The sequence below is a fragment of the Rhodoferax sp. RT4P68 genome, from assembly GCF_056521305.1.
The window spans coordinates 1-20,814 of the sequence record NZ_JBWMBB010000013.1; the positions used below are offsets into that span (position 1 = coordinate 1).

The following is a 20,814-nucleotide window of genomic DNA, read 5'->3' on the forward strand; positions in this document are numbered from 1 at the left end:
CTCTTCCTGTCCCAGCTCGATAACCGCATCCGCACGCATCTGACGCATCTCTGCCTCCGGCAACCAATATACCGAAAGGCTTGCAAAAATCGTGCAAGTTATTTTTGCGACAGGACAGTAGGACATGTCTTCGCTCCTTTGGGTTGATCGGTCAGCGCGCTCGCCCGAGTGCGCCTCGCATCCTATCGACGAACGAACGCAATCCAGATCGACATGGCCTGCCGGGCAGGCATGACACGCGCGCCCTGTGTCGGTACGGCAGCCGTGCCGCAGCTGAATGCGTGCCGGGTCAGCCGCCGCAGCGGCCTTGGTCTACCCCCCTCGCGATCCTCGAACGCTGACTGCACGGCCTCGATCGGACGCGAAGCCGAGGCCTCATCCCTCCAGCCGCGGGTACTCCTTCGCCGGCTTGCCCGACACGCGCCACCCGTTCTCCTGAATCGAGCGAATCATGCGAACGGCATCTGCATCGGGCATCTCCAGCACGTCCTTCATGCGCTGCTGCGCGCGCTGAAAGCGCATGAGGCCCCGCGCAGCTTCGCCCACGGGACTACTTCAACGTAGGTCGCAAGACGACGGGTTCGTGCCCGCCCTCCACGCAAGATGGGCCATCCCCTCCTCACCTTGGCCCGTCCACCCCCATGAAAACCACTTCCCTGCGCACCGTCAGCCGATCGACCCCCTTGCAACTCGCCCTGCAGGGCGGGGGCGCCCACGGCGCCTTCACCTGGGGCGTGCTCGACCGCCTGCTCGACGAGGAGGGCATCGACCTCGGCCAGATCAGCGGCACCAGTGCAGGCGCCTTGAACGGTGCGGCCCTGGTGTCAGGCCTGGCGCACGGCGGCCGGGCCGGCGCCAAGGACCACTTGAACCGCCTTTGGCATGGCGTTGCCGTAGTGGGCACGCCACTGGCCTGGCTGTTGACGCCACTGCGCAAACCCGGGCTTGGCCTCTGGGACGACGCCATGCCGTTGGTGTCTCCCTACCTCGTCAACCCTCTCGCGATGGAACCCCTGCGTGCGCTGCTGGCCGGCGTGGTCGACGTGGACGCACTGAACGTCACGGGGCCGAACAGCCTGTTCGTCAACGCCACGAATGTGAACACCGGTCGGTGCCGGGTGTTCGGGCCGGGCGAACACAGTTTGCAGACGATTCTGGCCTCTGCCTGTGCGCCGATGGTTTTCCAGGCGGTGGTGATCGACGGGCAGTCGTATTGGGATGGCGGCTATGCCGGAAATCCGTCGATGTGGCCCCTGTACCAGAGCGCCCCGCAGACCGACATCCTGCTCGTTGAACTCACGCCTTTGCAACGGGTAGAGACGCCGACCACGGCCAAGAACATCCTCAACCGGATCAACGAGATTGCCTCGATCCAGGGGCTGGTCGCCGAGCTGCAGGCGATCGATGCCATGAACCGAACGGCGCGGGACGTAGACGTCCGGCTGCACGTGGTCAGTCTGCCAGACGCCGGGACGGCGCTGGAGATCGAACCGTCCATCAAACGCACGGTCGCGCTCGAACTGTTCTATGTGTTGCGGCAACGCGGTGTCGCTGCTTGCGAAGCCTGGCTGGCAACGCGCAGAGGCAAGCAACTCCCCACGCCGGTCGACATCGCGACCCGGTATCTGGGCCGCGAAGAGCCAGCAGTCCATCGCGCGGCATGAGTGGCGGGGCGGCGCACCTGGGCAGTGCGGCGTAGCATGGCCGGCGTGGTTGTAGCCCATCCTTCAGGAGACACCCCGTGGAAACGACCTTCGAAGCGACACGCAACGCGACGATCGGCGCCATGCGCAGGATGACCTTCATGGTGTTCGCCGTGGCGGGCACGCTCTCGTGCGGCGGCGGTGGCGAGGGCAATGACCCTGCCCCCACGCCGCCGCCCGCACCACTGGCAGCGCCGCAACTCACCACCCTGCACACCACCTTGCAGAACCCGTGGGGCCTGGCGGTGCTGCCCGATGGCCAGATGCTGGTGACGCAAAAGGCCGGTAGCCTGCTGCGCCTGTCGGCTGACGGGCGCACCACGCTGGCGCCCATCGGCGGCGTGCCGGGCGTGGCGTCAGCCGGCCAAGGCGGCCTGCTCGACGTGGCGATCGACCCGGACTACTCGGCCGCTGCGCCGTGGATCTACCTGAGCTATGCGGAGCCCGGTAGCGGCGCCGAGGCGGGGCTGGCCGGCACGGCCGTGCTGCGCGCGCGGCTCGTGGGCGATGCGCTGGCGGACGTCACGGTGATCTTCCGCCAGGCGCCCAAGGTGGCTGGCGGCAACCACTTCGGTTCGCGCCTGGTGTTCGCGCGCGACAAGACGCTGTTCGTGACATTGGGCGAGCGCTTCCTGTTCGACCCCGCGCAGGATGTGGCGCAGACGCTGGGCAAGGTCGTGCGCATTGCACGCGACGGCACGGCGCCCGCCGACAACCCGAACTTCGGCGCCCAGGCGCGCCCCGGCCTGTGGAGCATCGGCCACCGCAACTCGCAAGGTGCGGCGCTGCACCCGGACACCGGCGAACTGTGGGTCAGCGAACACGGCCCGCAGGGCGGCGACGAGATCAACATCGCGCGGGCCGGCGCCAACTTCGGCTGGCCGCTGCGCAGCTACGGCTGCCCCTACGACGTCGCGCCCAGCGCGGCCTGCCGCTATGGCGGCGGCGTGCACGCGCCCACGTTCGTCGAGCCATTGACGACCTGGGGGCCGCCCTCCATCGCGCCTGCGGGGCTGGCCTTCTACACCGGCACCATGTTCCCGGAATGGCAGGGCCAGCTGTTCAGCGGCGCACTGGCCGGCCGGGCGCTGTGGCGCCTGACGCTGAGCGGCAATGCGGTGGCGGCGCGCGAGGCCATGTTCGACACCCTGGGCGAGCGCTTTCGCGATGTGCGCCAGGCACCCGACGGTGCGCTTCTGCTGCTGACGGACAGCGGCAAGCTGATGCGGCTGGCGCGGTGAGCGCGGGCGCTAGACTTCTTCGGACTTGTCGAAGTCCAGCTCCACCTTGGCGCCATTGGGGTCATGGCAGAAGAGCTGCCACAGCCCGCCTGCCTGGCGCCGCAGGTCGTACTTCCAACCCGCCGCATCGAACCGGCCCTTCACGGCCTTCAAGCCCTGCGCGGTGAACGCCATGTGGTCGATCACCCCTGCGCGCTGCGCCGGCACCGGCCGGTCGAAATAGACGTGCAGCACGGCCTGCTTGGGGTCTTCGCCGTAGAGCCAGGCGCCGGGGAAACCCAGGTCGGGCCGAAAGCCTGGCTTCAGCCCGAGCAGACCGGTGTAGAAATCCATGGTCGCCTGCGGGTCCTCCGCGATCACGGTGAAATGGTTCATGCCGAGGATCATGGTGTGTGCTCCTTCAAGGGACCAGGATGATCGCACCCGTGCGCCCGCGCGATTCGAGGCGTGCGTGCGCCTCGGCCGCGGCCTCCAGCGTGTAGCGCTCGATGGTGGGCGCCTGGATGCTGCCGTCGGCCAGCGCGGCCCACAGGCGTGTGGCGCGGCGGGCCAGCGTCTGCGGCTCGGCGGTGTACGCGAACACGACCGGGCGTGAGAACGTGGCGGACTTCATCAGCAGCGCGTCCGGGTCCAGCGCGCCCAATGGGCCACTGGCCTGGCCCAGGCTGATCCAGTGGCCGCAAGGCGCCAGCGCCGCCATGTTCTCGCGCTGCGCCTCTTTGCCCAGCCCGTCGACGATGACGTCGGCGCCGCCTACGGCGCGCTGCACGGCGTCGGCGAAGCGGTAGTCCGGCGTGACGATGACCTGCGTGCAACCATGCGCGCGTGCCAGGCGGGCCTTGGCCTCGTTGGAGACGGTGCCGATGACCTGCGCACCCAGCCGGGCCGCCCAGCTGCACAGAACCAGGCCCAGCCCGCCGGCGGCCGCGTGCACCAGCCAGCGCGCACCCCGCTGCACGGGCGCGAGATCGTGCAGAAGAAAGTCTGCCGTCAACCCCTTGAGCAGCAGCGCGGCCGCCACCTCGTCGTCCACCGCCGGCGGCAGCCGCACCAGCCAGCGGGCCGGCACGCTGCGCACGGTGGCATAGGCGCCGGGCTGCGGCCCCAGGTAGGCCACGCGCTCGCCGGGCAGAAAGCCGTGTACGCCCTCACCGCAGTCCAGCACGCTGCCGGCCGCCTCCATGCCGGGCGTGCCGCCAGGCGCGAGCATGGTCGGCAGCTGGCCACGGCGCTGGTACACGTCGATGTAGTTCAGGCCGACGGCGCGCTGGCGGATGCGGACCTCGCCGGCCGCGGGCGGCGGCGCCTCGCCGTCCTGCACGCGCAGGTTGCCAGCGCCGCCATAGTCCTGCAGCACAACGCGCCGCGTGGGCAGCGCCAGCGCCGAGGGCATGGGCGCGCTGCCAGGGTCGCGCAGATCGGCGCCACGCTCCAGATGCCGGCGCAGGTTGGCGAAGCCGGCCTCATAGACGCCGTTGGCCACCATGTCGCGCAGCTCGCGCTCCATGCCCGGGGGCGTGGCGAAGGTCGATTCCCAATGCCAGAAGGTGCGGTCGCTGTCGGTGACGGGTTTGAGCGTGACGGTGGCCACATAGCGCTGCAGCGGCACCGTGGCCTCGACGATGCAGTAGGTGCTTTTGTAGAGTCGGTCGTCCAGCGTCAGCAGCTGCTCGCGGATGCGGTTGCCGTCCTTGAGCGAAAAGCTGCGCACACAGCCGACCTGGTCGCTGCGCTCGCCGCCCTCGATGCGGCTTTGGTCCACCACGTCGTGCCACTGGTCGTGGCTGTTGAAGTCGCGCAGCACGGCCCACACCCGCGCAATCGGCGCGTCGATGATGGTGGAGCGGACGACCTTTTGCAGCATCAAGCCCTCCGCCGGGCCGCCCCAAGGAGGGCCTGCACCCCCTCGGGGGGCAGCAAGTACACGGCGTGACGTGCGTGGGGGCCCATGCTCAGCGCCAGTGCTGTTTCAAGGCGTTGAAGCCGCCCTGGAACACACCCTCGGCGATGGTCTGCGTCAACGCCCGCTCACGGCCCTCGTCGCAATCGAACTCGGCGCTCCACTCGGCAAAGCAGCGGTTGCCATCGGTCACCGGCGTGAGCTTGAGCGTCGCCACGTAGTTGGCCACGCCCATCGGGCTCTCCAAAATCTCGTAGGTGCAGCTGAAGTCGTAGTCGGACAAAGCCAGCAGCCGTTCGCGGATGGTGCCCCCGTCGCGCGTGTGGAAGTGGCGGATGCAGCCGATGCGGTCCGAAGGCTCACCGTTCTCGATGCGGCTGTCGGCAATGCCCGGGTGCCACTGCGGCAGGCCGTTGAAGTCGCGCACGCGCGCCCACACGTTGTCGGCGCTGGCCTCGATCACGCTGGAGACGTAGAGGCGGATCATCGATCAAGCTCCCGCCGGGCCGCCCCAAGGGAGCTTGGCGCCCCCTTGGGGGGCAGCGAGTGCGTGCAGTGACAGCAGTGACGCGCGTGGGGGCTCATCGTGCCTCCTGCGGTTGTGGATGCGGCTGCGCCGGCGGCAAAGCCGCGTTGGCGCCAGAAGCGCCCCCGGCCAGCCGCTGGATGTCACCTGCATCCAGGCCGATCTCGCGCAGCAGCTGGTCCACCAGCGGCGCCTGCGCGCGAAAGCGCAGCGCGGAGTTGACGACCCCATCGGCAAACCCGCCGCCGCTGCTGCTGCCGTCGCCACCCCCGCCGCCACCGCCCAGCCCATCCACATGCAGGATCTTGATGCCCTCGATGCGCTCCATCGGCCGCACGGATTCGCGGATGATGCCCTCGGCTTTCTCGACCAGGCGCATGCGCAGGGCCGACAGACGCGCCTCGGGCGACAGCACGTTCTGCGCCTCGTTCATCCAGCGCTGGGCTTCGGCCTCGATCTCGGCGCGCACGCGGATGGCCAGCGAGCGGATGCGGTCGGCGTCGGCATCGGCCTCGGCCTGCGCGCGGATGGCGGTGCCACGGTCGGCGCTGGCCGTCATCTCGGCATGTGCGGCCACCGTCAGCTGCAAGGCCTCGCGCTCAGCCGCCTGCGATGCGCCGATCAGGTCGATGGCCTTCTTGCGTTCGGCCATCTCGACCTCGCGCGCGGTGAACACCTTCTCTTCGGCCGCCACCGCCAAGGCCCGCGCCACCTCGGCCCCGGCCTGCGCGTTCGACAGCGCCTCGCTCTCGCGCGCCACGGCAATCGCGCGCTGCTGCTCGGCCAGTTCCAGCGACTGCCGGCGTTCGATCTCGGCGGCCTGGATGCTGCTTTCCTTGCGGATGCGTTCCTGCTCCAGGCTTTGCTCGCTGCGGATGCGCGCCAGGTCGATGGCCTGCTTGGCGGTGATCTGCGCGCCTTCGGCATCCTGCTCGCGCTGGGCGCGCTCGCTGGTGAGCTCGGAGCGCTGGCGCGCGCGCGAGAACTCCACCTCGCGCTGCTGCGACAGGCGCGCCTGCTCGGCCTCGCGGTCGATGTCCAGGCTGAGCTTCTCGGCCTCCAGGTTCTTGTTGCGGATCGCGATCAGCGTGTCCTGCTCCACATCGTTGCGCTGCTTCTTGCGGTGTTCGATCTGCTCGGTCAGCCGCGTCAGGCCCTCGGCGTCGAAGGCATTGCTGGGGTTGAAGAACTCCATGCCGGTCTGGTCCAGCTGGGTCAGCGACGCGGCCTCCAGCTCCAGCCCGTTCTTGGTCAGGTCGCCGGCCACGGCCTCGCGCACGCGCTTGACGTAGTGGCCGCGCTTCTCGTGCAGCTCCTCCATGGTCATCTCGGCCGCCGCCGTGCGCAGCGCGTCGACGAACTTGCCTTCCACCAGCTCCTTCAGCTGCTCGGGCTCCATGGTGCGCAGGCCCAGCGTCTGCGCTGCTGCCGCCACGGCGTCGGGCTGGGCCGCCACGCGCACATAGAACTCGGCGATCACGTCCACGCGCATGCGGTCTTTGGTGATGAGGGCCTTGTCGCGCCCGCGGCTCACCTCCAGACGCAGCGTGTTCATGTTCACGGGGATCACGTCGTGCACGATGGGCAGCACGAAGGCGCCGCCGTCCAGCACCACCTTCTGCCCGCCCAGCCCGGTGCGCACGAAGGCGCGCTCCTTGCTGCTGCGCAGGTACAGCCAGTGCATCAGGCCGACCACGATGGCGACGACGATCGCCACCACGATCAGGCCCAACAGAAAACTGCCAAATTGCGTGCCGGTCATCGTGCGATCTCCGTGAAACGTCGGGTGGTTTCGGTCAAGGCGATTTCGGTGGGGAGGCGCTCCATCGAGCTGGCGCCGTAGAAGCCGTGCAGTTCAGGGCACTGGCCGAGGATCCAGCGCGCATCCTCGGGCGTGGCGATCGGCCCGCCGTGGCACAGCACCAGCACTTCAGGGTTCACGGCCTTGGCGGCGGCCGCCCACTCGCGGATCGGCGCCACGCAGTCGGACAGCTGCAGGGCGGTCTCGGCGCCGATGTTGCCGCCCGTCGTCAGCCCCATGTGGCACACCACGATGTCGGCGCCCGCCTCGGCCATGGCACTGGCCTCGGAGGCGCGGAACACATACGGCGTCGTCAAGAGATCCATCGCACGGGCGCGGCGCACCAGGTCCACCTCCAGCCCGTAGCCCATGCCGGTTTCCTCCAGATTGGCGCGGAACGTGCCGTCGATCAGGCCCACCGTCGGAAAGTTCTGCACGCCCGAAAAGCCCAGGTCGATCAGCCGGCGCAGGAACTGGTCGGGGATCATGAACGGGTCGGTGCCGTTCACGCCCGCCAGCACCGGCGTGTGCTGCACGACCGGCAGCACCTCGCGCGCCATCTCGCAGACGATCTCGTTGGCGTTGCCATAGGCCAGCAGCCCGGCCAGCGAGCCACGCCCGGCCATGCGGTAGCGGCCCGAGTTGTAGATGACGATCAGGTCGATGCCGCCGGCCTCTTCGCATTTGGCCGACAGGCCGGTGCCGGCGCCACCGCCGATCAGCGGCCGGCCCGCGGCGATCTTGGCGCGAAAGCGCTGCAGCAGCTCTTCTCTAGCGATGCGTGGCATGGGCCCGCTCCTGTGGATGGGTGGTGGGGGCCGAAACTTCGCGCCACGCGGCGACCAGCGCGTCGGCAAAGGCTTCGTCGTTGATGTGGTGCGGCAGGCGCACCAGCTTCCTCTGCGTGCCGGCGCGAAAGTTCTGCTCGATGGCGGTGAACAGCGCGCGGTCGGCCTCGGGGTCGTGGAAGGGCTGGCCAGGCTTGTCGATGGCCGAGACGCCGCCCTCGGGGATCAAGAGCCGCACCGGCCCGCGCATCGCGTTGCACTTGGCGGCCAGGAACTCGCCCATGGCGCGGCACTCATCCGGCGTGGTGCGCATCAGCGTCACGCTGGCGTTGTGCTGGTAGAAGCGGCGCTGGCGAAAGCGCTCGGGCACGGTGCCCTTCGCGCCGAAGTTCACCATGTCCAGCGCGCCGACCGAGCCGACCCAGGGCAACGCATGGCGCGCAAACACATCCAGCCGCGTCGGCCCGGCCGACATGATGCCGCCCACGATCTCGTCGGCGATCTCGGTGGTCGATACATCGATCACGCCGGCCAAGAGGCCCGAGTCGGCCAGCTTCTCCATGCTCTGCCCGCCCGTGCCGGTGGCGTGGAACACAAGGCAGTCGTAGTCGGCCTCCAGCTGCTTGGTGACCGCCTGCACGCAGGGCGTGGTCACGCCGAACATGGTCAGGCCCAGAGCGGGCTTGCGCACCGCGCTGTCGGGCATGGGGTGCGTGACCATGCCGGCCAGCGCGTGCGCGGCGTTGGCCAGCACCTTCTCGCTGATGCGGTTGATGCCCTGCACGTCGGTGACCGAATACATCATGCAGATGTCGCTGGGGCCCACATAGGGCCGCACGTCGCCGCTGGCCACCGTGCTCACCATCATCTTGGGCACGCCGATCGGCAGCGCGCGCATGGCCGGTGTGGCGAGCGACGTGCCGCCCGAGCCGCCGGCCGAGATCAGGCCGCCCAGGTCGCGCCGGGTCAGCACATAGCGCTCGAAGGCCAGCGCCATGGCCGTCACCGCCGTGCCACGGTCGCCGCTGAACACTGCCCCTTCTCCGCCGGGGTGGTGGCGCGCCACCTCACGCGGGTGCACGCTGGCGGGTGAGGGCTTGCCACTGGTGGCCAGGTCCACCGTCACCACGCGCAGGCCCAGCTTTTCCAGGCACTGGCGCAGGTAGGCCAGCTCACGGCCTTTGGTGTCGAAGGTGCCGGCCACGTAGGCCGCGCGTACGCTGGTGGCGGCAACGGGAAACTCGACGACGACGGCCGGCGCGGGTTTGGGGTTAAGGGGCGCCTCCGCCGCGCGTGAGATGTCGGTGACGGGCGCGGCCGCGTCGCCCGCGTTCCAGCGGTTGAAGCCGCGCACAGTGCGCGGCAACAAGGCGTCGAGCGAAGGCGCGCCGTCGCCATGGGCACGCGCCACGGTGAGGATGGTGGCGGGGGCACCAGCCGCAGCTGGCTGGGCAACGTCGTCCGGCTCGTCGGCGACAGAGCGCACCCCCAGCAGCCGCTCCTGCAGCGCGCGGTCGGCGCCCAGCTCGGCTGCCGGCATCAGCTGCGCGATGCGGCCGTTGACCATCACGCCGATGCGGTCCGACACCTCGATCGCCACGCCCAGGTTCTGCTCGATCAGCAGGATGCCGATCTCGCCCTCGGCGGCCAGCGCGCGCAGCGACTGGGCGACGTGTTCGACGATGACGGGCGCGAGCCCTTCCGTCGGCTCGTCCATCACCAGCAGGCGGGGTTTCAACAGCAGCGCGCGGCCGATGGCCAGCATCTGCTGCTCGCCACCTGACAACTGCGCGCCGCCATTGCCCTTGCGCTCGGCCAGGCGCGGGAACATGGCGTAGACGCGGTCCACATCGCCGCGCCTGGCCGCCACCAGGCGCAGGGTTTCGTCGACCGTCAGCGAGGGCCACACGCGCCGGCCCTGCGGCACGTAGGCAATGCCACGGCGTGTGATGCGGTCGGCCGGCAGGCCCAGGATCTCCTCGCCCATGAAGCGCACGCTGCCGGTCGCGCTGCAGTGCGCAGGCACCAGCCCGGTGATGGCATTGCACAGCGTGGTCTTGCCCATGCCGTTGCGGCCCACGATGCCGAGCACGCCGCGCTCCAGCAAGAGGCTCACGCCCTGCAGCGCGTGGGCGCGGCCGTAGTAGACGTCCAGGCCCTCGATGGCCAGAAGTGGTGCGGCCATATCAGTTGTCCATGGCGCCGCGCGCCAGGTCCAGCATGGTGGCGCGGTGCGGATGCATCAGTGGCGCCCTCCCATGTAGATCGCCTGCACTTCGCTGTCGTTCTCGATCTCGGCCGGCGTGCCGCTCTTGAGCACTCGGCCGTTGTGCATCACCGTCACGTACTCGGTCACGCGCAGCGCGATGTCCAGGTCATGCTCGATCAGCACGAAGCTCATGTGCGCCGGCAGCGAACCCAGCAGCGCCACCAGCTCGCGCCGCTCAGCCGGCGACAGCCCGGCCGCCGGCTCATCGAACAGAATCAGCCGCGGCGCGCCGGCCAGCGCCATGCCGATCTCCAGCTGGCGCTGCTGGCCGTGCGCCAGGTTGGCGACCAGCTCGTCGGCGATGTGCGCGAGGCGCGCACGCTCCAGCAGGTCTTGCGTGGCCAGGGTGGACGCATGCGTGGCCCCGGCGCGGCGCAGGCTGAAGCGGCCATTGGCCACGCCGCGCACGGCCAGGAACAGGTTGTCGCGCACCGACAGGTCGCGAAACAGCAGCGACGACTGGTAGGTGCGCCGCAGCCCCTTGCGGATGCGCTCGTGCGGCGGCAGCTCGGTGATGTCTTCACCGAAGAAGCGGATGCGCCCGCTGGTCGGCGGGAAGTCGCCCGTGATGGCGTTGAACAGCGTGGTCTTGCCCGCGCCGTTGCTGCCCAGCACCGCATATTTCTGGCCCGCCGCCACCGCGAACGACACCTCGTCGACGGCGCGCAGCGCACCGAAGGCGCGCGTCACGCCTTCGAGCACCAGCGCGTCGCCCGAGGCCAGCGCGCGCGGTGCTGCCGCGCGCGCAGGGCCGGGTCGCAAAGGGGTGACAGTGGCCATCGCTCAGAGCCTCATGGGCACGCTGGCACGTCGCGTGTACCGGTCTTGAAATCTTCCTTCTTCATGCCCAGCAACTGGTCGATGTTGTCGACCTTCTTGCTGACCTTGGTGGTGAGGTTGCCCTGCGCGTCCTTCACCACCTCGGTGACGAAGGTGGTGCCGATGGCCTGCCGGTTGCCGTCCAGCCGCACGTCGCCGGTGGGCGTCTTCAGCACCATCTTCTGCAGCGCTTCGCGGTACTTGGCCTGGTTGCCGGTCAGATCGCCCTTCACCGCATCCAGCCCGTCGAGCGCGGCCTTCATGTTCGTGTAGTACACGTAGGCGAACAGGCTGGGGCTGGGGAAGGCGCCGGAAGACACGGGGTAGGTCTTCTGGTAGTCCGCCACGAATGCCTTCCAGCCGGCGCCGTCGTAGCTGTCGGCCACGGGGCCCGCTGACAGCGTGCCCACCAGCGAATCACGCCGCTTGCCACGGTAGTTCAGCACGTCCTGGCTCACCGTGATCGAGCCGCCCAGCAGCGGCTTGTCGCCCCCGGCGTTCTCGTACTGCGTGAGGAAGTTGACCGCGTCGGCGCCGCCCAGCACGACCAGCAGCGCGTCCACATCCTTGGGAATGCGCGCGATGACGGAGCTGTAGTCCTTGCCGCCCAGCGGCACCCAGGCCTTGATCGGCACCTTACCGCCCTTGGCGCAGAACTCCGACATGAAGCCCTGCACCTGCGAGTACGGAAACGCGTAGTCCTCTGCGATGACCATCACACGCTTGTAGCCCTTGTCCAGCGCGGCCTGGCCCAGGCCCATCATCCACTGCGCGCCCTCGGTGTTGAAGCGAAAGAAGTTGGGGCTGGGGCTGTCCAGCGTGGTTGCCTGCGCGCCCGAGGCGCCGTTGATGAAGGTCACCTGCGGCTGCGTCTTGGAATAGTCCTTGACGGCGATGCCCTCGCCGCCCGACAGCGGGCCGACCATGATGTCGACCTTGTCCTGCTCCACCAGCTTGCGCGTGGCGTTGACGGCCACGTCGGGCTTTGCGTCCGAGCTGGCCTTGATGATCTCGATCTTGCGCCCGGCCACCATGCCGCCGCGCTCCTTCACCGCCAGTTCGGCCCCGCGCATGCCATCCGCGCCGCCGGCCGCGAACGGGCCCTCCAGCGTGGCCAACAGGCCGATCTTGATGGGCTGGCCCTGGGCCCAGGCACCGGTCACGACGAGGGCGGCCGCAGCCGCCAGCAATGTCTGCTTCATGTTCACGCTTGTCTCCTTGGGGTTGGCGTTGTGGCTTGCCGGGGTCCAAAGCGCGCACGCGCCTTGACCCACAATCCGAGCAGGCCGTCGGGGGAACACAGCACGATGGCGAGAAACACGCCACCGATGACCAGGTTGAAGCGTTCGCGGTCGACCAGGTCGATGGCGAAGGTCTGCAGCAGCACGAACAGCACGGCGCCGATGAACGCGCCGATGGGGTGCCGCATGCCGCCGAGCACGGCGATGACGAGGATGTTGATCAGCCAGCTGGTGCCCACCGAGCCCGGCGTCATGAGCCCGTTGTACCAAGCCAGCAGGATGCCGCCGACCGCCGCCAGCGCGCCCGCGAGCGCATAGGCCGCCACGCGGTGCGCCACCACGGCATAGCCCAGCGCGGCCATGCGGCGCGGGTTGTCGCGGATGCCCTGCAGCGCGATGCCGAACGGCGCGCGCACCACCCATTTGATGAGCCAGTAGCCGCCGAGCGCGCAGGCCAGCGACAAAAAATAGAACGGCAGCGGGTCGCGCCACTGCAGGCCGAACACTGTCGGCGGCTTGAGCTCGCGCAGGCCCTGGAAGCCGTTGAACACGCTGTAGTTCTGCAGCACCAGGTAGTAGAACGCCACGCCCACGGCCAGCGTGATCATGATGGTGTAGATGCCCTCGGTGCGCACCGACAGCCAGCCGATCAAGGTGGCGCAGGCGGTGGCGATCAACACCGCAAACGGGATCGCCACCCACCAAGGCCAGCCCAGGCTGATGACCGTGCTGCTGCTGGTGCCCAGCACGGCCACGCCGTAGCCCGCGATGCCGGCCACCGTCATCTGCGCCAGCGACACCATGCCCCCGTAGCCGCCCAGGAAGGTCAGCGACAGCGCGATAAGGCCGAGCACCAGCGCCTGGGATGCGACCTGGAACGTGAAGAAGGGCGAGGCGACGAAGGGCAACAGCAACAGCGCGATGAGCGTGATGGCGTGGCGGATGCGGATGGCGCGCCAGGAGGAGGTCCAGCGTGGTGTGGTGTCTGCGGTGGGTGTGACTTGCGTGAGCGGGTTGGGCACGCGGGTGCGAGCTGACGAGCCAGCCGGTTGCCGGTTCATGGCGCGGCGCCATTGGGATGCGCTCATGTTGGCTCTCCATGGCGCTGCGCTCTGGATGCAACTTGGGCGCGGAGGGCTTGGGGGCGCGGGCCGAGGTCACCGGGTAGCCCCTTCCGCGAATGTCCCCCGCCAGGGCCGCAGGCGGCCCAGGCTCCTCCTTGATTTCGCTGCAGGGGCCACCCGATACCCTCGGCCCTGACCACGGCGCGTCGTGCCGAGCGGTCAAGAACTGCGCTGACGGACCGCGACGATGGTGTGCTCTGCGCAGCGAAATAAAGGAGGAGGCCGCGCCGGCCGCAGGCCGGCGCGGCCGGGGGACATTCGCGGAGCGGAGTACACCGTCGGCGTGGGCCCGCCCCGAGCCTCTCCTCGCCCGTGCACCCAGATGGCATCACAAGGGTTGCCATCAAGCTGCCTTCCCCATGATCCCGCGCGGCCGGAACGCCAGCACCAGGATCAGGATCACGAACGTGAACACCACGCTGTAGGTCGGCGCGTAGGCCAGCCCATACGTCTCCGCCAGCCCCAGGATCACCGCACCGATGGCGGCCCCCACCACGCTGCCCATGCCGCCCACGATCACCACAATCAGCGAGGCCAGCAGCAGCCGGATGTCTTCGCCCGGCACCATCGACAACTCCACCGCGCCGATGACGCCGCCCAGGCCCGCGAGCCCGGCGCCCAGCATGAACGTCACCGCGAAGACGCGATCGACGTTGACGCCGGCTGCGGCCAGCATGCCGCGGTCGTCCACACCGGCGCGGATCATGGCGCCCACGCGCGTCTTGTTCAGCAGCCACCACAGGCCGATGCCGATCACGATGCCGAAGCCCAGCAGGCTGAGGCGAAACGCACCGTACGCATTGATCAGCGGGATGCCACGGATGGGACCCTGCAGCAGCGAAGGCGCTTCCATCTGGTGCACCTGGCCGGTGAAGATCCACAACAGCACATCGGCGATCACGATCGACAGTCCGATGGTCACCAGCGTCTGCCGCAAATCTTGCCCCTGCATGCGGCGCAGGACGAGAACCTGGATCAGCAGGCCCGCGATGGCCGCCGCCGCGAAGCCCGCCGCCAGCGCCAGCACCCACCAGCCCGTCTTGTCGGCCACCACATAACCCACGTAGCCGCCCAGCAAATAGAGCGAGCCGTGCGCCAGGTTCACGTTGCGCATGAGGCCGAACACCAGCGTGAAGCCGCTGGCCACGATGAAGTAGAGCGAGGCCAGCGTGAGGCTGTTCAGCAGCGTGACGAAGTACAGCCGCGTGTTGTCGGCCACGGCCCAGACCGAGAAGACGAGGATCGGGCCGCCGACCAGCAGCCACAGGGCGATGCGCTGGTTGCGGGTCATGTCGACCGCCTCCGAACGGTGGTGTTCAGGTCGCAGGTCGCGTGGGTCGGCGGCAGAGCGGCATCGCTGGGCCGATTCCCGCAAGCGGGGCCCCTCGTCCTCGCGCTCATGCAGCCCTCTCCCATCTGCGCTCATGCGCGACCGGCGGCGCCTTGGCGAACTCGCCATCCTTCATCACCGCCAGGATGCGCTTGGGGTCGCGCAGGATCGCCAGGTTGGCCAGCGGGTCGCCGTCCACCAGCAGCAGATCGGCCAGGCAGCCGGTGCGCACCAGGCCCAGCTCACCGGGCTTCATCATGATCTGGCCACCCAGCTCGGCGGTGGAGCGGATCGCCTCCAGCGGCGTCATGCCCAGGTACTTCACAAAGAATTCCAGGTCGCGCGCGTTCTGGCAATGCGGCGTGAACGCGAAGCCGTAGTCGCCGCCGGGCAGCACGCGCACACCGCGCTTGTGCATGGCCTTCAAGGACTCGATCGCGTGGTCCCACTCGTCCTGGTAGCCCATGCCGGTGGCCATGGCCTTGGTGATGCCCCAGGGTTCGGCCTCGTGCAGCATGGCGTAGAGGATGGCGATGCCGGGCGCGACGAAGACCTTGTCCTTGGCGGCCTCCAGCAGGTCCAGCGTCTCGGTGTCGGTGTAGCTGGCGTGGTAGATGATCTCGATGCCGTGGCGCAGCGCCTGCTTCACGCTGTCGGCCGAGCGCGCATGGGCCACGCCGCGCTTGCCGCGCATCTTGACCTCCTGCATGGCGGCGGCCACTTCGGCGTCCGTCATCCAGGTGGTGCCGGCGGGCGACTGCGGCGTGAAGTTGTCGCCGGACAGGTTCAGCTTGACCGAGTCGACGCCGTACTTCAGAAACCTGCGCACCGCGCCACGCATGTCGTCGGCGCCGGTCACGTTGACGCCGAAGCTGAACTCGGGGAACGGCAGGTGCGGCAGCGTCTCGTCGCCCAGGCCGCCGAGCACCGTGATCTCCTGGCTGGCGGCCAGGTAACGCGGGCCCGGGATCTGGCCGCTGTTGATCGCGTTGCGCGTGACCACATCCAGGCGCGGCTTGGCGCAGGCCGCGCCCACGCACGATGTGAAGCCGGCCTGCAGGTAGCGCCCCGCCACCTTGGCGCACCACAGGACGTGCTCTTCAAGCGGCATGGCCTGGATGGCGGCCAGCGTCGCCGCATCGTTCCAGCTGAAGTGCGTGTGCGCCTCGCACATGCCGGGCATCAAGGTGGCGCCCGCGCCGTCGATGACGGTCACGCCGCTGTTGAAGCCGCCGACGGGTGCCAGGCTGCGGCCGACCTCGCGGATGCGGTTGCCGCTGACGCGCACGCTGCCCTGGTAGGGCTGCTGCAGGTTGCCTTCGAGGATGCGGACGTTGGTGAACAGGACTTCGGCCATCGTGGTTTCCTCAAGCGGCCCAGCGGTTCATGGGGCGCGTGTCGGACTGCCCCGCCATGGCGCGCACCGGGGGCGCGCGGTGGAACTCGCCGTCCTTCATCACGGCCAGGATGCGCGCCTTGTCCTGCAGGATGGTGATGTCGGCCAGTGGGTCGCCGTCGATGAGCAGCATGTCGGCCAGGCAGCCTTCGCGCAGGTAGCCGATGTTCTTGCCCTGCTGCATCATCGGCCCGCCCCAGGCGGTGGCGGACAGCAGTGCCTCCATGGTGCTCATGCCCACGTACTTGACGAAGTACTCCAGGTCGCGTGCGTTCGTGCCGTGGGGTGTCCAGGCAAAGCCGTAGTCACCGCCGGGCAGGATGCGCACGCCGCGCCGGCGCAGGGCCTGCATGCTGGCAATCGCCGCCTCCAGCTCGCGGTGGTAGCCCATCTTCCTCGTGACCTCGGGCGTCAGGCCGTACTCGCTGGCGTTGTTCACGGTGCGGATCAGCCACGCCAGGCCCGGTGCGATGAAGTGCTCGTGCTTGTGCGCCTCCAGCAGGTCCAGCGCCTCTTCGTCGCAGAAGCTCGCGTGGTAGATCACCTCGATGCCCAGCTGCACGCAGCGCTTGATGGCCGGCGTGCTGCGGGCATGGGCGGCCACGCGCTTGCCCCAGGCCTTGGCTTCTTCGACGCAGACACGCACCTCTTCCGCGGTGAACTGGCTCATCTCCGACGACATGCCGGTGATCGACTCGCCGGACAGGTTGATCTTGAGCGTGTCCACGCCGTACTTGGCGAACATGCGCACGCAGCGGCGCATCTCTTCCGCGCCGCTGACGACAGCGCCGAACGCGAACTCGGGTTGCGGCAGGTGCGGCTGCGTGGTGTCGCCCAGGCCGCCGGGCACCGTGATCTCCTGGCTGGCGGCCAGGTAGCGCGGGCCGATGATGGTGCCGTCGTTGATGGCGTTGCGGATGACCACGTCGAGCCGTGGCTTGGCGGCGGCTGCCCCCACGCAGCTCGTCCACCCCATGTCCAGATAGCGCTTGGCGACCTCGGCGCACCACAGGATGTGTTCTTCGGGTGGCATGCGCTGGATGGCGTCCAGGCTGGGCTGGTCGTTCCAGCTGAAATGCGTGTGCGCCTCCACCATGCCCGGCATCAGGAAGGCGCCGCCGCCATCGATGACGGTGGCGCCGGCCACCGGTTGGCTGCGCTGGCCGAAACCGGTCTTGACGACGCGGCTGATGCGGTTGCCCGCCACCAGCAGCTCGCCCATGAAGGGCTGCTCGCCGCCGCCGTCGAAGATGCGCACGTTGGTGAAGTGGGTGTCGGCCATGTCAGTTCCTTTGGGACGACAGGAACTCGCTCAGCGCGCGCTGGCATTCCTCGGGCTTTTCCACCGGCGCCCAGTGCCCGCAACGCGGCAGCACCTGCACGCGCGCGCCGACGATCTTCTCGGCCATCGAGCGCACGGCCTGGGGTGGCGCCACACCGTCTTCGTCGCCGGTCACCAGCAGCGTCGGGCACACGATTCGGTCCACGGCGGCGGGCTGCGCGTTGGCCAGCGCCTCGCAGCTGCGCGCATAGGCTTCCGGCTCCTGGCGCATCAGGCTCTCGCGCACATAGGCCACGGCCAGCGGGTTGCCCTGGCGCGTCTCGGTCGACAGGGCCGCCTGCACCAGCGCGACGACGATCTCCTGCAGACCAGCCACGCCTTCGCGAGCCTTCACGGCGCGTGCGCGCATGGCCGCGCGGGCCGGTTCGGGCGGCGCGATCAGCGGGCCGAAGAGTGCCAGGCTGCGCACCAGCCGGGGCGCCTGCACGGCCAGGTGCTGGGCCACGATGGTGCCCATCGAATGCCCCAGCACATGGGCGCGCGTGACACCGGCGCGGCTGCACAGGGCCTGCACCGCCTCCACATAGCGTTCGATGGAAAGTTCGCCCTCGGCACGCTGCGAGCGCCCGCTGCCCGGCAGGTCCAGCCGCAGCACGCGGTGGCGCGACAACGCCGGCAGCAAGGGGCCGAAGCTGTTGGCGCTGCCGCCCAGGCCGTGGATGCAGACCACGGCATCGCCCTCGCCTTCGTCCTCGGCGACCAAGCGCTCGATCAGGTGCAAGGTCATGCGCTGGTGCTCACTGGAACCTGTTCTCGATCACGCCGATGCCATCGATCTCCACCTTGAACACATCGCCCGCCTTCAACCAGCGCGGCGGCGAAAAGCCCATGCCCACGCCCGAGGGGGTGCCCGTGGCGATCACGTCGCCGGGCAGCAGCGTGATGCCGCGCGAGCAGGTCTCGATCAGCGTGGGGATGTCGAAGATCATGTCCTGCGTATTGCCGTCCTGCCGCAGCTCGCCGTTGGCCCAGCCGCGCACGCGGGTGCGGCGCCCGTCCATCTCATCGGCCGTCACGATCCACGGGCCCATGGGGCAGAAGGTGTCGAAGCTCTTGCCCAGGTCCCACTGCTGGTGACGCGTCTGCACGTCGCGCGCGCTCACGTCGTTGACCACCGTGTAGCCGAACACATGGTCCATCGCGCGGGCCTTGGAGATGTCGCGCCCGGCGCGGCCGATCAAGACAGCCAACTCGCTCTCGTAGTCGATCTGCTCGGTGATGGCCCGGCCCGGCAGGCGCACGGTGTCGAACGGGCCGATCACGGTCTCGGGCGTCTTGGTGAACACGATGGGCCAGACATCCTCCTGCGGCAGGCTGTCGCGGAACACCGTGCCGGCCAGCTCGGCCGCATGCGCGCGGTAGTTGCGGCCCACGCAGAACAGGTTGCGGCGCGGCTTGGGCAGCGGGGCCCGCAGCGTGATGGCCGAGACGGGAAGGCGGGTGCCGCTGGCGGCCGGCAGCTGGCCGCCTTCGGCCAGCGCCAGGACCAGCGGCAGCACGCCGGCGGCGGCGTCGCGACACGCCAGCGGCGTCGCCTCGCGGCCGTCGGGCGAGATCAGCCCCACGTGGTCGGTTCCACCCCAGCGCCAGCTTGCCAGTCGCATGTGTTGTCTCCGTGCGGCCCACATGCAAGCACCAGGCCCGCTGTGAGATCTGTTGTCCAATATAAGACTTGCGTCTCAAATTGAAGGTGGCGCATCATAAGCAGCAAGCGCGGACACTCACAAGACCGAACAAGCCCGCAACGACCGGTACAAACCCGCATGGCGCGTCCCAAACACCAAGTCACCCCGCCACCCTGCGCGCCCGAGCGCGGCGTCAAGGCCTCGACCTTCAAGCTGCTGCTGGAGACGGCCATGGCCATCATTCAGCAGGACGGGCACATCCCTTCCGTGGCAGAGACGGCCGTGCGCTCCAACGTCTCGCGCGCCACGGCCTACCGCTACTTTCCCAGCCGCAGTGCGCTGGTGACGGCCGTCATCGACACCTCGCTCGGCCCGGTGCGCAGCCATGCGTCCGACCTGCCGGATGCGCGTGCGCGGCTGCACGAGCTGTTCAAGAGCACGTTCCCGCGCTTCAAGGAGTTCGAGCCGCAGCTGCGCGCCGCCGCCCAGCTGGCGCTGGAGCAGTGGGCCTTGGCACGGGCCGGGCTGCTGGAGGAAGAGCCCTACCGGCGCGGCCACCGCGTGGGCATCCTCGAACACGCGCTGGAGCCGCTGGCGCCGACGCTGCCCAAGACCGTGTATGACCGGCTGCACCGCGCGCTGTCGGTCGTCTACGGCATCGAGCCCTATGTGATCCTGAAGGACATCTGGGGCGTGTCCGACCGCGAGGTCGAGCGCACCGCGCTGTGGATGGCCGACGCCATGGTCGACGCCGCGATGCGCGAGGCCGGCCTGCCCCTGCCCACCCGCAAACGATGAAGGAGACGCCCGCCATGCCGCAGCACCCGCCCGCCTGGTACGACGCGCAGTACCACACGCGCGCCGCCATCCCGGAGCACCCCGCCATCCTGCAGTACTGGACCGAGGCCTCCGAGGCCGCGCGCGCCTCTCTGGTGGGGCGGCTCGACCTGCGCTACGGCAAGGGCCAGAACGAGACGCTGGATCTGTTCCCCGCCGCGCAGCCGGGCATGGGCGCGGGTGCGCCGCTTCTGGTCTACATCCACGGCGGCTTCTGGCGCGCGCTGGACAAGCGCGACCACAGCTTCATCGCCACGCCGTTCGTGCAGGCAGGTGTCTCGGTGATCCTGCCGAACTACGCGCTGGCGCCGGTCGTCAGCATCGCGCACATCGTCATGCAGCTGGTGCGCGCCATCGTGTGGATCTGGCGCGAGGCCGACACGCTGGGCGTGGACCGCAGCCGCATCGCCGTGGCCGGCCATTCCGCCGGCGGCCACCTGGCCACGATGCTGCTGGCCTGCCGCTGGCGCGATGTCGAGCCGCGCATGCCGGCGCAGCCGCTGCGCGGGGTGCTGTCGCTGTCGGGCCTGTACGAGCTGGAGCCGCTGCGCCACGCGCCCTTTCTGGCGCCCGATCTGCGGCTGACCGAAGCCGAGGCCCTGCGGCTGAGCCCGGCATGGATGCCGGCGCCACCGGGCCCGCTGATGGCGCTGGTCGGCGGCGACGAGAGTGAAGAGTTCCAGCGCCAGAACGCGTTGATCCGCGAGCGCTGGGGCGAGGCCGCAGTGCCGGTGTGCGAGAGCGTGCCGGGACGCCACCACATGAACGTGCTGCACGAGCTGGCCGACCCGCAGGCTCGCGCGCATGCGTTGGTGCGGCAGTTGCTGGGGCTGGACGGATAGAGCCGGTAGAGGCCGGCAAAGGCCGGATAG

18 protein-coding genes and 1 pseudogene are annotated in these 20,814 nt (G+C 69.3%); 4 read left to right on the top strand and 15 right to left on the bottom strand.

The window, feature by feature from the left end:
- The first annotated feature begins 683 nt into the window (after positions 1-683).
- Positions 684-1,664, top strand: coding sequence for a patatin-like phospholipase family protein (locus AC099J_RS23960; RefSeq protein ID WP_479617810.1), 981 nt, complete (start codon positions 684-686; stop codon positions 1,662-1,664).
- Between the two features lie 77 nt (positions 1,665-1,741).
- Positions 1,742-2,944: a PQQ-dependent sugar dehydrogenase gene (locus tag AC099J_RS23965; protein ID WP_479617811.1), complete on the top strand. Its 1,203-nt coding sequence runs from the start codon at positions 1,742-1,744 to the stop codon at positions 2,942-2,944.
- A gap of 9 nt (positions 2,945-2,953) precedes the next feature.
- On the opposite strand, the gene AC099J_RS23970 is transcribed toward AC099J_RS23965, so the two are convergent.
- The 15 genes and pseudogenes from AC099J_RS23970 to AC099J_RS24040 form a co-directional block, all read right to left on the bottom strand.
- Positions 2,954-3,331, bottom strand: coding sequence for a VOC family protein (locus tag AC099J_RS23970; RefSeq protein WP_479617812.1), 378 nt, complete (start codon positions 3,329-3,331; stop codon positions 2,954-2,956).
- Positions 3,332-3,344: 13 nt separating this feature from the next.
- Complete coding sequence (locus tag AC099J_RS23975) at positions 3,345-4,808, bottom strand: SRPBCC family protein (protein WP_479617813.1); 1,464 nt, start codon at positions 4,806-4,808, stop codon at positions 3,345-3,347.
- 88 nt (positions 4,809-4,896) lie between these two features.
- Entirely contained in the window at positions 4,897-5,331 is a 435-nt protein-coding gene (locus AC099J_RS23980) for an SRPBCC family protein (RefSeq protein ID WP_479617814.1), read from the bottom strand.
- A 94-nt stretch (positions 5,332-5,425) separates the two neighbouring features.
- Positions 5,426-7,132 carry a flotillin family protein gene (locus AC099J_RS23985; protein ID WP_479617815.1) on the bottom strand — a complete coding sequence of 569 codons (1,707 nt, stop codon included), beginning with the start codon at positions 7,130-7,132 and terminating at the stop codon, positions 5,426-5,428.
- Positions 7,129-7,959 (bottom strand): phosphoenolpyruvate hydrolase family protein, encoded by an 831-nt coding sequence (locus AC099J_RS23990; RefSeq protein ID WP_479617816.1) that lies wholly within the window; start codon positions 7,957-7,959, stop codon positions 7,129-7,131. Before AC099J_RS23990 ends, AC099J_RS23985 begins: the two co-directional genes overlap by 4 nt.
- Positions 7,943-9,163 carry a Tm-1-like ATP-binding domain-containing protein gene (locus tag AC099J_RS23995; RefSeq protein WP_479618001.1) on the bottom strand — a complete coding sequence of 407 codons (1,221 nt, stop codon included), beginning with the start codon at positions 9,161-9,163 and terminating at the stop codon, positions 7,943-7,945. Before AC099J_RS23995 ends, AC099J_RS23990 begins: the two co-directional genes overlap by 17 nt.
- 510 nt (positions 9,164-9,673) lie before the next feature.
- Positions 9,674-10,144, bottom strand: a pseudogene (locus AC099J_RS24000) (ABC transporter ATP-binding protein); the annotation flags it as partial.
- 57 nt (positions 10,145-10,201) lie between these two features.
- The gene (locus AC099J_RS24005) at positions 10,202-11,008 is read right to left on the bottom strand and encodes an ABC transporter ATP-binding protein (protein ID WP_479617817.1); all 807 of its coding nucleotides are present in this window, start codon (positions 11,006-11,008) and stop codon (positions 10,202-10,204) included.
- 11 nt (positions 11,009-11,019) lie between these two features.
- Entirely contained in the window at positions 11,020-12,249 is a 1,230-nt protein-coding gene (locus tag AC099J_RS24010; protein ID WP_479618002.1) for an ABC transporter substrate-binding protein, read from the bottom strand.
- A 2-nt stretch (positions 12,250-12,251) separates the two neighbouring features.
- Positions 12,252-13,376: a branched-chain amino acid ABC transporter permease gene (locus AC099J_RS24015; RefSeq protein ID WP_479617818.1), complete on the bottom strand. Its 1,125-nt coding sequence runs from the start codon at positions 13,374-13,376 to the stop codon at positions 12,252-12,254.
- Between the two features lie 379 nt (positions 13,377-13,755).
- Positions 13,756-14,703 carry a branched-chain amino acid ABC transporter permease gene (locus tag AC099J_RS24020; protein ID WP_479617819.1) on the bottom strand — a complete coding sequence of 316 codons (948 nt, stop codon included), beginning with the start codon at positions 14,701-14,703 and terminating at the stop codon, positions 13,756-13,758.
- Positions 14,704-14,809: 106 nt separating this feature from the next.
- Entirely contained in the window at positions 14,810-16,099 is a 1,290-nt protein-coding gene (locus tag AC099J_RS24025) for a metal-dependent hydrolase family protein (protein ID WP_479617820.1), read from the bottom strand.
- A gap of 10 nt (positions 16,100-16,109) precedes the next feature.
- Positions 16,110-17,420, bottom strand: coding sequence for a metal-dependent hydrolase family protein (locus AC099J_RS24030; RefSeq protein ID WP_479617821.1), 1,311 nt, complete (start codon positions 17,418-17,420; stop codon positions 16,110-16,112).
- A 1-nt stretch (position 17,421) separates the two neighbouring features.
- Positions 17,422-18,207, bottom strand: coding sequence for an alpha/beta fold hydrolase (locus tag AC099J_RS24035; RefSeq protein WP_479617822.1), 786 nt, complete (start codon positions 18,205-18,207; stop codon positions 17,422-17,424).
- Positions 18,208-18,217: 10 nt separating this feature from the next.
- Positions 18,218-19,084, bottom strand: a complete 867-nt coding sequence (locus AC099J_RS24040) for a fumarylacetoacetate hydrolase family protein (RefSeq protein ID WP_479617823.1) — start codon at positions 19,082-19,084, stop codon at positions 18,218-18,220.
- Positions 19,085-19,243: 159 nt separating this feature from the next.
- Here AC099J_RS24040 and AC099J_RS24045 point away from each other — a divergent pair, with 159 nt between their 5' ends.
- Together AC099J_RS24045 and AC099J_RS24050 are read left to right on the top strand one after the other, a co-directional pair.
- Entirely contained in the window at positions 19,244-19,903 is a 660-nt protein-coding gene (locus AC099J_RS24045) for a TetR/AcrR family transcriptional regulator (RefSeq protein ID WP_479617824.1), read from the top strand.
- Complete coding sequence (locus AC099J_RS24050) at positions 19,900-20,784, top strand: alpha/beta hydrolase (RefSeq protein ID WP_479617825.1); 885 nt, start codon at positions 19,900-19,902, stop codon at positions 20,782-20,784. Before AC099J_RS24045 ends, AC099J_RS24050 begins: the two co-directional genes overlap by 4 nt.
- The last annotated feature ends 30 nt before the right edge of the window (positions 20,785-20,814 follow it).

Coding starts and splice junctions, on each gene's coding strand:
- AC099J_RS23970 (WP_479617812.1), bottom strand. CDS start 3,331: ATGATCCTCGGCATGAACCATTTCACCGTGATCGCGGAGGACCCGCAG.
- AC099J_RS23975 (WP_479617813.1), bottom strand. CDS start 4,808: ATGCTGCAAAAGGTCGTCCGCTCCACCATCATCGACGCGCCGATTGCG.
- AC099J_RS23980 (WP_479617814.1), bottom strand. CDS start 5,331: ATGATCCGCCTCTACGTCTCCAGCGTGATCGAGGCCAGCGCCGACAAC.
- AC099J_RS23985 (WP_479617815.1), bottom strand. CDS start 7,132: ATGACCGGCACGCAATTTGGCAGTTTTCTGTTGGGCCTGATCGTGGTG.
- AC099J_RS23990 (WP_479617816.1), bottom strand. CDS start 7,959: ATGCCACGCATCGCTAGAGAAGAGCTGCTGCAGCGCTTTCGCGCCAAG.
- AC099J_RS24005 (WP_479617817.1), bottom strand. CDS start 11,008: ATGGCCACTGTCACCCCTTTGCGACCCGGCCCTGCGCGCGCGGCAGCA.
- AC099J_RS24010 (WP_479618002.1), bottom strand. CDS start 12,249: ATGAAGCAGACATTGCTGGCGGCTGCGGCCGCCCTCGTCGTGACCGGT.
- AC099J_RS24015 (WP_479617818.1), bottom strand. CDS start 13,376: ATGAGCGCATCCCAATGGCGCCGCGCCATGAACCGGCAACCGGCTGGC.
- AC099J_RS24020 (WP_479617819.1), bottom strand. CDS start 14,703: ATGACCCGCAACCAGCGCATCGCCCTGTGGCTGCTGGTCGGCGGCCCG.
- AC099J_RS24025 (WP_479617820.1), bottom strand. CDS start 16,099: ATGGCCGAAGTCCTGTTCACCAACGTCCGCATCCTCGAAGGCAACCTG.
- AC099J_RS24030 (WP_479617821.1), bottom strand. CDS start 17,420: ATGGCCGACACCCACTTCACCAACGTGCGCATCTTCGACGGCGGCGGC.
- AC099J_RS24035 (WP_479617822.1), bottom strand. CDS start 18,207: ATGACCTTGCACCTGATCGAGCGCTTGGTCGCCGAGGACGAAGGCGAG.
- AC099J_RS24040 (WP_479617823.1), bottom strand. CDS start 19,084: ATGCGACTGGCAAGCTGGCGCTGGGGTGGAACCGACCACGTGGGGCTG.
- AC099J_RS24045 (WP_479617824.1), top strand. CDS start 19,244: ATGGCGCGTCCCAAACACCAAGTCACCCCGCCACCCTGCGCGCCCGAG.
- AC099J_RS24050 (WP_479617825.1), top strand. CDS start 19,900: ATGAAGGAGACGCCCGCCATGCCGCAGCACCCGCCCGCCTGGTACGAC.